A 12,948-nucleotide genomic window follows, 5' to 3' on the forward strand; every position below is an offset into this window, starting at 1 on the left:
TATGGTCTCAACAAATGAAATGACAAGTTCGGGTAATTCGATTCAGGAGGAACAAGGGTATAAAATTATGGGCATGTCTATACCTGTTTTTTTGACTTTCTCTATGATTGTTGCCGTTGCGACAGTGATGGGTGTTTTACCAAAAGGCTTAGTGGGTGCCGTTCCATTTATGATGGTGCTGGGAGCAATTTTAAATGAGGTAGGGAACCGGACACCGATCATTAAAGATTTTTTTGGCGGTGGTCCGATCGTAATCATCTTTGGAAGTGCGGCATTATTTACCTATCAAATCATACCAACTGCAGTGACTGACATTGTGGTTACCTTTACTAAGGCAGGCGGATTCTTAAATTTTTATATTGCAGCATTGATCACAGGAAGTATTTTGGGGATGGATCGAAAACTTTTAATGAAGGCATCCCTTCGATATCTGCCAGCGATTCTTGGAGGCATTGTAGTTGCTTTGGGTCTTGTTGGTATTGTCGGCGGACTCATTGGATATGGAGTTAAAGAAGCCATTCTATATATTGGTGTACCAATTATGGGTGGTGGCATGGGTGCTGGAGCCGTACCTTTATCTGAAATGTTTGGCGAAGTCATGAATGTTGATGTATCAAAAATGCTTTCTATTATGATTCCAGCGCTTGCAATGGGAAATGCTATGGCAATCGTTGCAGCAGGCATCTTAAACCGGATCGGCAAGAAAAACCAAAAACTGACCGGTAACGGGGAACTGATGCGCGTACAGGATGAAGATTTCAAAGCTACTGATGAGAAAAAGTCTGAAATCACCTTAGAAGGAATGGCGCTAGGCATGTTGATGGCGACAAGCTTCTACGTGTTGGGCAAAATCCTTGGCGCCTTCCTTCCGATCCATTCCTATGCACTGATGATCATTTCAGTTGCAGCGGTTAAGGCTCTGGGAATTCTACCAAGAAAATATGAAGAGGGCGCTTTTTACTTCTTCCGATTTGTCATGGTGGCATGGACACCGGCCTTGTTGGTTGGTATTGGTGCGGCATACACAGACTTAGGGGCTGTGATTAGTGCATTTACCCTTCAGTATATCGTTTTGGTAGCAGTCGTGATTTTTGGAGCAGTAGTTGGCTCAGGTTTTGTTGGTTACTTTATGGGCTTCTATCCGATTGAATCAGCGATCACTGCTGGGCTTTGTATGGCGAATATGGGTGGAACTGGTGATGTTGCGGTACTATCAGCATCGAAAAGAATGGAATTAATGCCATTTGCTCAGATTTCATCTCGACTAGGCGGTGCTTTTATTATCATCTTGGCAACAGCCTTATTGAAATTGTTTATGTAGAATGGGTAAAAGTCAGAAGGTGTAAGTAGGTTAATTGAGCGATAGAAAAGAGTTCTCGAATCGAGAACTCTTTTTTTGATTGGGGAGACTTGACAAGGGGATGGGAAAGGAGTATAAATGTAGTAGAGAGTTAGCACTCACTGTTATGGAGTGCTAACAAAAACTACTGAAAGGAATGAAATCCATGAGAAAAAAACAATTTAAAGCAGAGTCAAAACGACTATTGGATTTGGTAATCAATTCAATTTATACGCATCGTGAAATCTTCTTAAGAGAATTGATTTCCAATGCAAGCGACGCCATTGATAAGATTTACTATACGGCGTTGACGGATGATTCTATCCAATTTAACAAAGAAGATTATTATATCACCTTGTCTGTAGACAAGGAAAAAAGACAATTGAAGTTATCGGATTCGGGAATTGGAATGACCAAAGAAGAACTGGAAGAAAATCTAGGTGTTATCGCTAGAAGTGGATCTTTAAAGTTCAAGGAAGAAAATGAAAGCAAAGACGGTGTTGATATCATCGGGCAATTCGGGGTTGGGTTCTACTCAGCATTTCTTGTTGCAGACACGGTTATTGTTCGAAGCAAGGCTTTCGGCAGCGAGTTTGCCTATGAATGGAAATCGCAGGGGATTGATGGATATACGGTGACGCCATGTGAGAAGGAATCCGTGGGAACCGATATTATTATGGACCTGAAGGAAAATATTGAAGACGAGAACTTTGATGAGTATTTAGAAGAGTACCGACTTCGCGCCATTATTAAGAAATACTCTGATTTCATTCGTTACCCAATCAAAATGGAGATAACGCGAAGCCAATTGAAAGAAGGTACGGAATCGGAATATGAAGATGTAACGAAGAATGAAACCATTAATAGTATGGTACCGATTTGGAGAAAGAATAAAAATGAATTGACGGATGAAGACTATCAGAACTTCTATGTCGAAAAGCGATTTGGATTTGATCAACCCGTTCGAACGATTCATTCTAGTATTGATGGAAATGTGAGTTATAATGCGGTGTTATTTATTCCAGGGAAACCGCCATATGATTTTTATACGAAGGAGTATGAAAAGGGATTGGAACTCTATTCCCGTGGCGTAATGATTATGGAAAAATGCAGTGACCTTTTACCGGATTATTTCAGTTTTGTGAAAGGTGTTGTTGATTCAGAGGATCTATCTTTGAATATCTCGAGGGAAGTTCTGCAGCATGATCGACAATTGAAGCTGATTGCAAAAAACATAAAATCCAAGGTGAAAAGCGAACTGACAAAATTAATGAAATCCGATCGCAAAAAATATGAAGCTTTCTACGAATCTTTTGGACGTCAATTGAAATACGGCGTATATAGTGAGTTTGGTTCGAACAAAGAATTTTTGCAAGATCTATTGTTATTTTCGTCATCGTTTGAGAAAAAGCTTGTTCGCCTAGAGGAATATGTAGAGCGTATGAAAGAAGAACAAAAGTATATCTACTATGCGACGGGTGCGTCGATCGAACGTCTTGAGAAGATGCCTCAAACAGAAATGGTTTTGGACAAAGGCTACGAGATTCTTTATTTTACTGAAGAGGTTGACGAGTTTGCCATTCAAACCATGAGAGATTTCAAGGAAAAGGAATTCAAGTCTGTTTCCGCAAATGATTTAGGTCTTGAAACGGAAGAAGACCAACAAGTGGAAGAATCTCCTGAAAACGAAGCAATCTTTACTTCGATGATGGAACACTTATCCAACAAAGTAAAAGCTGTTCGAGCTTCGAAACGTTTAAAAACTCATCCAGTATGTTTGACGAGTGAAGGTGAAGTATCCATAGAGATGGAAAAAATTCTTAATGCTATGCCAACCGATCAGGAAGTGAAGGCTGAAAAGGTTTTGGAAATCAATATCAATCATGAAATTTTCACAACGGTACAGGATGCGTATAAGAATGATCCGGAAAAATTTGCTTTATATACGGATGTGTTGTATCAACAAGCTTTATTGATTGAAGGATTGCCAATCGAAGATCCGGTTGCCTTTACCAATCAGATTTGTGAAATTATGAAATAGTTGGAAAAATCACCCTCAGGAGAGAATTCCTGAGGGTGATTTTTTATGCGAAATTTTAAGTTCAAGAATTTCAAAGGCAATTTGAATATTCAAGCGATCGCTGTAGTCATTAAGATGAAGTTCAAGAATTTCTTCGATTCGCTTTAATCGATAAGTTAAGGTATTTCCGTGGATAAATAGTTGGTCTTTTGTTTTTGTCCAACTATTATTGGTGTGGATATAGATTTTCAAGGTATCTAAAAGACGACCATTGGATTTTTGATCGTAAATAATCAATGGACCTAGGGTATCCAGTGCGAATTGCTGTAATTCATTATTGTCGTTATTTAATAGAAAGCGTTTCACTTTTAGTTGTGAGTAGAAGACCAAGAAATCATCTTTGTGATAGATCGTACCGATTTCTATGGCGTATTGTGTCTGTAGATAGGCTTCCTTGAATTCTCTTAGGTCTCTAAATAGTGTGCTTGCGCCTGCACGTAATCGCCATTCTTTTTTAATGAGTAACCAAAGAAGTGGATCTTTTGCAAGCATTTCCCAAAGAGCGTCCGCTTCAATATTTTCATCTAAGTCTTGATTGCTTTCCAATAAAAAAATCAACTGTGTGCCCTTGAGAAAGGGGATTATTTGCGAGGATAGGGGGTGGAGGGCTTTGATAAATTGCTCTTGTAAGGCTTTCATATTACTTGTTGAATGAGTGAGCAAGGGATTGGAGTTACTTGTGGTATTGAGGGGTTCAAGGTCGATTACAAGCAGGGCATGGAGTTGCTTTTTGCGATACCCATAGTTTGAGATGGTGCGGTGAATAAACTCAACGTCTCGATAAGCCAAGAGCGTATCAAGGAACTCTCCTTTTACTCTTAGCTCGGTGGAGTGAATATCCTGAATTTTTAAGAGGATTAAGGCCAAGACTGCGAGACTTCTTTCAATGGCAATGGATTCCTTTTCTGCATGATGCTCGGGTGGATTGAGAATACCGAGCCATCCATAATTTTCTTGATTGATTAAGACGGGTAGAAAGCGGATGACACAGGGGACTTTCGGATCAAGAAATTGAGTCGGCTGGATCTGAGACAGCCGACCCGCCCAATCAAGTCGTGAAGCTTCGAGTTGTTTCAAGGACTGGGTACTCGGTAAATGATGACCGATAATTGCAAAGAGGGGACTTACCAATATTGTATCAAGTTTGATCAGTCGAGACATCTCTTGTAAGATATCGACGGGATCACACCCATGAAGAATCATATTAGTGAATTTTGTGTGGAGATCAAGAGTAAACTTATAGGCATTTTTTTGCATCTCAATTGTGCGGTTGTTTTCTTCTAAATCGGCTGAGTTCTTGCTTTCTCTCTCGAGACTCATGGCGCTATTGATCGCAACGGACGCTTGAATGGAGATGGATTCTAAAAATATTAAATCTTCTTCTGTTAATTTTGCATCTTCTCGGAAACCATCAATTACAATAACACCGAAGCAACGGTCTCGAAAAATCAGTGGGCAAGAGATGGTGCTGTGTATATTAGGGAAAATCTCATGGAAAACATGTTTGATCGTTTTTTGAGATCGTGGACTCATGGTGCTTGTGATGGCAGAGATATCTTTCGCACTATTTAACCGTAAAGGTTTTTTTTGAGTGAAAGTCATACCAGTAATCGATTCGTTGGGTTGAAGCTGAAGGTTTCCCATCTCGGATTCAAAGCCGATATAGGTTTTTGCCTCAAGACAATTTAAGTCCTCGTTGTACAAAAAGATAATACCCGCATCACCATCTTTGATATTGGAGATAGACTCTGTTAAAAGCGACTGGAGGATATCGGGCATATCTTGCGTGGAGTTTAAGAGTTTGACAGATTCCAAAAGGGTTTCGAGTTTATTAATCTTATTGAGTAGAGCTTTTTCGTGATCCATGGGCGCCTCCTTGCTTTGATTATACTATTATATCAAAAGCACAAACATATATGTAATATTTAGTTGTACACAACATAGAAAAAAAGGAGGAGTTTCGATATAATCAAACCATACATGTTTCGAAAAGTTCATATTTTATGGCGGAAATGATACAATGGAACGAAACAGGAAGGGGCGAAGCTATGACAATCAAAGAATCTGCAAAAGAATGTAAGGACTACGTAATCAATCTACGACGTGAGTTTCATATGTACCCCGAAAAAAGTTTAGAAGAGGTGCGAACACAAAAACGCGTGATCGAAGAACTAACGAAACTAGAAATTCCTTTTGAACGGATCGCAAATACTGGTGTGATTGGTACGATTGTGGGAGGGAAACCGGGAAAAACCATTGCTTTGCGTGCGGATATGGATGCTTTGGATCTTCAGGAAATTGCCGATGTACCTTATCGCTCTAAGAATGACGGATTTATGCATGGCTGTGGACACGATGGTCATACGGCATCTTTATTGGGCGCGGCCAAGGTTTTAAAGGAAATCCAATCTGAATTACAGGGAACCGTAAAACTTTTCTTTCAACCAGCTGAGGAAGTTGCTCGTGGTGCAAAGAAGATGATTGCCGAAGGGGCTTTAAATGGGGTTGATTCTATTTTTGGCATCCACATATGGAATAGCTTGGAGTGTGGAAAGGTAAGTGTTGAAGCGGGACCCCGTATGGCATCTGCTGGGGAGTTCACAATTAGAGTCAAAGGGAAAGGTGGTCATGGGGCAATGCCTCATCAAACCATTGATGCTGTTGTTGTTGGATCTTCGATTGTACTTGATCTGCAATCCATCGTAAGTAGGGAGATTCATCCCTCAGATCCTGCCGTGTTAAGCGTAGGGAAATTTGAAGCAGGAAGCAGAAACAATGTAATTGCAGAAGATGCTGTTATCATTGGAACAACAAGATGTTATAACCACGAAGTCAATAATTTATTCGAAGATCGAATTCGGCGGGTGTGCCAACATACAGCCTTTGCACATGGTGCGACGGCGACATTGGAATATGAAACTTTGGTAATCCCCGTGATCAACGATGAGAAAATATCTGAAATAGCAGCTGGTTCTGTAGAAAAAATTCGCTCGAAAGAAGCAATTCAGAGCTTTCCTGCATTAAATGTGGGCGAAGATTATTCTTTCTTTATGGATCAAGTGCCTGGCGTTTTGGCTTTGGTTGGGTGTAAAAAAGAAGCGGCGGAGTACTACCCGCATCACCATCCTATGTTTGATATTGATGAAGACAGTTTAGAAGTGGCAACAGCGCTTTATGCTCAGGTTGCTTATGATTTCTTGGCAGAAGGAGGCGAGGCATAAAATGATGAAGGAAGCGTTACTTCAAGAGGAATATGTAAGAGAACTTCGTCGAGAGTTTCATCGTCACCCAGAACCCAGCTGGGGAGAGGAGTGGACGTCCTCTCGCGTAATCGAAGAATTAACAGCCATGGGGATCGAATATAAAAGAATTGCAAAAACGGGTGTGATGGCTTGGATACCTGGTGCAAAACCAGGTAAAACAATAGCTTTACGAGCAGATATGGATGCTTTAGAAATTATAGAACTGAATGATTTAGAATTCAAATCAGAAATTGATGGAATGATGCACGGCTGTGGCCACGATGGTCATACGGCCATGCTTTTGGGCGCCGCGAAGATATTGAAAAGCAAACAGGACGAAATTAGCGGAACGGTCAGATTGTTATTTCAACCTGCAGAAGAGTATGTTCAGGGTGCTAAAGCGATGATTGCAGATGGATGTCTAGAAGGTGTCGATGGAATTTTAGGAATCCATCTCTGGGCAGATTTACCTACAGGAGTTGTTTCTGTGGAAGCAGGTCCTCGAATGGCCTCTAGTGACAACTATGTCATTAATGTTAAGGGAAAGGGTGGCCATGGTGCCAATCCGCATGAAACGGTTGATGCCGTAGTTGTAGGAGCAGCGATTGTTCGAGATCTTCAAACCATTGCTAGCCGAAGGAGTTCGCCCCTTGAACCTGTTGTGGTAACAATTGGACGTTTTGCAAGTGGAACACGATTTAATGTGATTGCCCAGGAAGCGAAATTAGAAGGGACGGCACGGTGTTTTACCCCAGAACTTCGAGTTGAATTGGAAAAAAATATTAGTTTGGTTTCAAAAGAAGTTGCCAAAGCTTATCGTGCGGAAATTGAAATAGACTATTCCTTTGGTGTTGCTGCCTTGATTAATGATGAAACCTGTTCAAAGATTGCAGCTGGATCGGTTGGTAAAATTCTATCCCCAGAGGCTGTTCAGCCCATGGTTAAGACAACAGGAAGCGAAGACATGGCTGAATATATTTGCCGTGTACCTGGATTGATTGCTTTCGTTGGAACTGCAGACCCTAAAAAAGATGTCATCTACCCACATCATAATCCAAAATTCGATATCGATGAAAATTCATTGGTGCATGGAACGGCATTGTATGTGCAATATGCTTTTGATTTTTTAAATTATGCGAAATAGGAAAAAGGAATGCTTATGCATTCCTTTTTTTTACTACTTATTCCCAACGTGAAGCTTCGCGTCCGCGTGCGGTTCGTATTGCCCATATAACGACACCTGTAACGATCAGAATGAAGGCTGTAGCGATGGCAGACCATTTGATCAAGCTGATGATGGGGAGCCATTTTTCTGCGAAGACCAATTGTGTTGGATAGAAGAGCATGATTATGATGGCAAAAGCATTTTCCGCATAGTCGAAGCCTAATCCGATTATGGGGAGCCATCGAATGCTGTTAATCAAAACCTCCTGGTTTGAATTCTGGAAAACCAAATGGAGACAAGAATATAGGAACCAGGCATAAACAAGTGGCCAAATGAAATCATAAGTAATGCGTTGGCGAACATAGAAGGCTCGTCCTTCTTCTCCGATTGTGCCCGCTGTTTGATAAATCTCTTGGCCTGAGTAAAACAGACTAGTGTCCGGGAGCTTAGCATCCCCAAGAAGATCAGAACTTTTTTGGGAAGAATTCGGGAGAATAAGAACCAAAAAAAATATAAAAAGAACGGTTGCCATCAGAAAACGACGGTATAGTAAGGCTTTTTCCATAGGTTGTTCTTGCTTTAACATAGGCGGCTCCCTTCTTGATAAAAAAATACCCGTTTTTACTGGACTGGAAACAGGTGTCATTTAATTGGCAAGGAAAGTCATAAAAAACCGCCCAATCAGTTGAAAAGTCTACCTGCATTTACTTTTTGTTATAAATAAGATAAAATAAATTTTATTGAATAATAAGAGGTGAGTGGGAATGAAAGTTAGAATTGTAGTGGATACTTCTTGCGATTTGCAACCGGGTAGCGATTCAGAATTTGCATATGTACCCTTTGAGATAAAAGTTGGTGATGTGAGTTTTCATGATGATGAAAAGACGCAGATGGAATTGCTTCTACTGATGAAAGAGGAGTCGACTGCCGCTAAATCTTCTTGTCCTTCACCGGCAGCATTTCTTAATACTTTCACTTGTGATGCGGAAGTGATATTTGTTGTGACAATCTCGTCAAACTTAAGCGGCAGTTATAATAGTGCGAAAATTGCAAAAGAAATCTATTTAGAGGAGAATCCAGACAAGGACATTTTTGTGGTTGATTCCTTAAGTGCTTCTGCAGGAGAAACGGCTATTGCATACTATATTCAGGACGCATTAGAAGTAGAGCGTTTTCAAACGATGGAAGAACTGTTTCTTGCTACAAAAGCCTATGCAAAAACCGTCAAAACACTATTTGTATTAGAAGATTTATCTAATTTAGTGAAGAATGGACGAATGGGAAAACTGGCTGGTCTATTTGCAGCTTTTTTACATATTAAACCTGTTTTAGGGGATGATGGAAATGGAGAAATCGTTTTATATAAAAAGAGCCGGGGAACCAAGAAGGCTTTAAGGGACTTGATGACAGCAATAGAGGAACGTGGAAAAGATTTAAATCTAGAGGATCGAATCTTGTATATTTCTCATTGCAATGCAAAGCAAAAGGCTTTGCAGGTTAAAGCACTTGCTGAAGGACAGTTCTCTTTTGCAGAGATTAAGATTTTTGAAACCAATGGTCTCAGTACGGTCTATGCGGGAGATGGGGGCATTGTACTTGCATTTTAGAAAAAGAGTCGAAATCTTCGAAGATTTCGACTCTTTTATTGTTTAATGGGAAAACAATAAATTGTAAGCTGGAAAACAAATTGGGTTTTTCCTAAATTGTGAGTGAAATCACAATTTTTCCTGAAAATATGTCGTATAATAACCATATCGCAAGATTCTTAGGCTTGAAAGGGGATAAACGATGAAAAATCAGGAAAACTTTAACTCGGGGAAATGGCAAGAAACCATCGATGTACGAGACTTTATTCAAAAAAATTATACTCCTTACCGGGGTGATGAGGCATTTTTGACAGGAAAGAGTCAAAAAACAACACTTCTATGGGAAAAGGCGGAAAACCTGATTGCTGAGGAAATTAAAAAAGGCATTATTGGTGTCGATACGGAAACATTTTCCGGAATAAATAATTTTAAACCTGGCTACCTAGACAAAGAAAATGAGGTTGTCGTCGGGTATCAAACTGACTCTCCATTAAAACGCATTATGAATCCATACGGTGGATTCCGTATGGTGGAAGCGTCATTAAAAGCCTATGGATTTGAAATGGATGATGAACTGAAGTCTGACTTTAAACAATTTAGAAAAACACATAATGAGGGTGTCTTTGATGCATACACGCCTGATATGAGAAAAGCCCGATCGATTGGATTGATGACGGGTCTTCCTGATGCCTATGGTCGAGGTCGTATCATTGGTGATTATCGACGAATTGCCTTATATGGTATAAATCGTTTGATTGAGGAACGCAAGAATGACTTTGTCAATTTAGTTAATCAGGCTGCAGTTGAAGAAATGATTCAGTTGCGCGAAGAAATTAATGAGCAATTACGGGCCTTGGCGGCGATGAAAGAGATGTCATTAAGTTACGGCATTGATCTTTCTCAGCCGGCTAAGAATGCTTCAGAAGCTGTACAATTTTTATACTTCGGCTATCTTTCGGCAATCAAGGAAAATAATGGGGCTGCCATGTCACTTGGCAAGAATACAGCATTCTTGGATATCTACATCGAACGTGATTTAGCAATGGGTGTGATTACAGAAAATCAAGCCCAAGAGATGATCGATCAATTTGTGATTAAGTTGAGAATGGCGCGTCATTTGCGAACGCCGGATTACAATACCCTGTTTGCCGGAGATCCGACATGGATTACAGAGGTGATCGGTGGAATGGGAATTGACGGACGTACCATGGTGACAAAAACCGCATATCGATTCTTGCACACATTGACTAACCTTGGTTCCGCACCAGAACCGAATATGACAATTCTTTGGTCGGAGAAATTACCGAAAGCCTTTAAACGCTATTGCACAAGGATGTCTATCGAAACGGGTGCCCTTCAGTATGAAAACGATGATTTAATGCGTCCGATCTATGGAGATGATTATGGCATCGCATGCTGTGTATCGGCCATGCAAATTGGTAAACAGATGCAGTTTTTCGGTGCACGAGCCAACCTGGGCAAAGCCTTGCTTATGGCAATCAATGAAGGCTATGAAGAAGTGAAAACGGATAAAGCGGGCAATTTAATTCAAATGGTCAAAGGAATCGAGAAAATCGAAGATGGCGTTTTGGTCTATGACGAAGTAATGAAACGATTCAATAAGGTGATGGAGTACTTGGCTGACTTGTATGTAAATACCATGAATACGATTCACTATATGCATGATAAATATGCGTACGAAGCAGGTCAAATGGCCTTACATGATGTTTCTGTTCATCGATTCATGGCATTTGGAGTTGCGGGAATATCTCTGGTGGCCGATTCTTTAAGCGCGATTAAATACGCAAAGGTAACGCCAATTCGAAATGAATTTGGCATTACAACGGATTTTGCAATTGAAGGCGAATTTCCGAAGTATGGAAATGATGATGATCGTGTGGATCAATTGGCTGTGAAAGTGCTTGAAAAGTTTGTTTCTGAACTGAAAAAGCACCCGACTTATCGAAAATCTGAGCATACGCTTTCTGTTTTGACGATTACTTCCAATGTGGTTTACGGCAAGAAAACCGGTGCGACTCCAGATGGAAGACAAAAGGGAGAGCCTTTTGCACCGGGTGCTAACCCCATGCATGGACGTGATGAAAAAGGTGCCTTGGCTTCTTTGAACTCTGTTGCAAAGCTTCCCTACGAAGGTGTTTGTCAAGATGGCATTTCCAATACATTCTCTATTGTGCCAACTGCTTTGGGAAAAGAGGATGAAGTTCGATATGCCAACTTGACTGCAATACTGGACGGATATTTTGAACAAAAAGCATTTCATCTCAATGTGAATGTGATGGAAAAGGCTTTGTTGATTGACGCGATGGAACACCCTGAGAAATATCCAACTTTGACAATTCGGGTTTCGGGATATGCTGTACACTTTAATCGCTTAACAAAAGAGCAACAATTAGAAGTCATTAGTCGGACATTCCACGAGGCTGTTTAGGAGGATGATGATGGGAAGAATTCACTCTATTGAAACGATGGGATTGCTGGACGGACCAGGGGTTCGAACCGTATTTTTTTTACAAGGGTGTCCTTTACGATGCAGTTATTGTCATAACCCAGATACTCAGCGAATTGCTGGTGGTGATGAAATGACATCGGAGGAAATTGTTCAGACAGCGAAAAGATATCTTCCTTATTATCGACACTCGGGCGGTGGTGTTACTTTTTCGGGGGGCGAGCCCTTGCTACAGGGAGCTTTTCTTCTTGAAACGCTGAAACTCCTTAAGGCGGAAGGAATTCATACGGCTTTAGATACCAGTGGGTTTGGTCAGGAGAACTACTTCGATGAAATTCTGGAATTGGTAGACCTTGTACTTTTGGACATCAAGCATTTTGATCGAAAAGAGCATCAAAAGTTGACGGGTGTGAAAATGAAGGGCAGAGATCCCTTTTTGAATCGTTTGGTTAACTTTAGAGGAAAGGTTTGGATCCGGCACGTGATGGTACCGGGACTGACGGATTCAAAAAATGCAATGGACCATTTGTACAGATCGATTCGATTTTTGGCTAAAAAAATAGAAAAAATTGAAATTCTACCCTATCATAAAATGGGTGCAGAAAAATACGAAGCATTAGAAATGGCAGTTCCTTTACAGGATATTCCAGAAATGAATCACGATTTGGCAATGGTCTATCAAGACAAGCTTCGCGAGAAATTGATACAGGATCAAAAGAGAATAGGACTTGTGCCAGCTGTGTGAAATGGTTGTATTCAGGAGTTTTGCGATTCCTTTTGAGACTATTTTGTTCGAAATCAGGATTATATGTGGGACTTCATGAGGATGAATTGACATTGCTTGGGAGCACAGGTAAGATATAGATAAATTTAATAGAATAAAAGGTTCTTTCTAGGAAAGATGAAAAGGGAAAACGGTGCAAATCCGTTACAGCCCCCGCTACTGTAAGCAGTACGAAAACCTGGATGCCATTGGGGAAACCTGAGAAGGCTGGTGAGTAGGATGATCTGTAAGTCAGGAGATCTGCCTTTTGTTATGTATCTCTAAACTTCGGCGGGAAGGGTGGTT

At 40.6% G+C, this 12,948-nt stretch carries 9 protein-coding genes and 1 riboswitch; of the genes, 7 read left to right on the top strand and 2 right to left on the bottom strand.

What is annotated here, in order from left to right; translation table 11 throughout:
• The first annotated feature begins 1 nt into the window (after position 1).
• The gene (locus AC25CA_RS07840) at positions 2-1,321 is read left to right on the top strand and encodes a 2-hydroxycarboxylate transporter family protein (RefSeq protein ID WP_486816510.1); all 1,320 of its coding nucleotides are present in this window, start codon (positions 2-4) and stop codon (positions 1,319-1,321) included.
• A 184-nt stretch (positions 1,322-1,505) separates the two neighbouring features.
• On the top strand, positions 1,506-3,380 hold the full coding sequence (gene htpG / locus AC25CA_RS07845; protein WP_486816511.1) for a molecular chaperone HtpG: 1,875 nt from the start codon (positions 1,506-1,508) through the stop codon (positions 3,378-3,380).
• A 15-nt stretch (positions 3,381-3,395) separates the two neighbouring features.
• Here the strand turns inward: htpG and AC25CA_RS07850 are convergent, their stop codons facing one another.
• A complete protein-coding gene (locus AC25CA_RS07850; protein ID WP_486816512.1) occupies positions 3,396-5,285 on the bottom strand; it encodes a helix-turn-helix domain-containing protein in 1,890 nt (629 codons plus the stop codon).
• A 182-nt stretch (positions 5,286-5,467) separates the two neighbouring features.
• Here AC25CA_RS07850 and AC25CA_RS07855 point away from each other — a divergent pair, with 182 nt between their 5' ends.
• Complete coding sequence (locus AC25CA_RS07855; RefSeq protein ID WP_486816513.1) at positions 5,468-6,640, top strand: amidohydrolase; 1,173 nt, start codon at positions 5,468-5,470, stop codon at positions 6,638-6,640.
• A 1-nt stretch (position 6,641) separates the two neighbouring features.
• Positions 6,642-7,805 (top strand): amidohydrolase, encoded by a 1,164-nt coding sequence (locus AC25CA_RS07860; RefSeq protein ID WP_486816514.1) that lies wholly within the window; start codon positions 6,642-6,644, stop codon positions 7,803-7,805.
• Between the two features lie 37 nt (positions 7,806-7,842).
• Here the strand turns inward: AC25CA_RS07860 and AC25CA_RS07865 are convergent, their stop codons facing one another.
• Positions 7,843-8,412 (bottom strand): hypothetical protein, encoded by a 570-nt coding sequence (locus AC25CA_RS07865; protein ID WP_486816515.1) that lies wholly within the window; start codon positions 8,410-8,412, stop codon positions 7,843-7,845.
• Between the two features lie 178 nt (positions 8,413-8,590).
• On the opposite strand from AC25CA_RS07865, the gene AC25CA_RS07870 reads away from it, so the two are divergent.
• The 3 genes from AC25CA_RS07870 to pflA all read left to right on the top strand — a co-directional run bounded on the left by AC25CA_RS07870 (position 8,591) and on the right by pflA (position 12,624).
• On the top strand, positions 8,591-9,433 hold the full coding sequence (locus AC25CA_RS07870; RefSeq protein WP_486816516.1) for a DegV family protein: 843 nt from the start codon (positions 8,591-8,593) through the stop codon (positions 9,431-9,433).
• A 181-nt stretch (positions 9,434-9,614) separates the two neighbouring features.
• Entirely contained in the window at positions 9,615-11,861 is a 2,247-nt protein-coding gene (gene pflB, locus AC25CA_RS07875) for a formate C-acetyltransferase (RefSeq protein ID WP_486816517.1), read from the top strand.
• A gap of 4 nt (positions 11,862-11,865) precedes the next feature.
• A complete protein-coding gene (gene pflA, locus AC25CA_RS07880; protein ID WP_486816518.1) occupies positions 11,866-12,624 on the top strand; it encodes a pyruvate formate-lyase-activating protein in 759 nt (252 codons plus the stop codon).
• Between the two features lie 121 nt (positions 12,625-12,745).
• Positions 12,746-12,925, top strand: a riboswitch (cobalamin riboswitch).
• Positions 12,926-12,948: the final 23 nt, after the last annotated feature.

It is taken from the genome of Gottschalkiaceae bacterium SANA (genome assembly GCA_036323355.1).
Lineage (GTDB): Bacteria > Bacillota > Clostridia > Tissierellales > GPF-1 > GPF-1.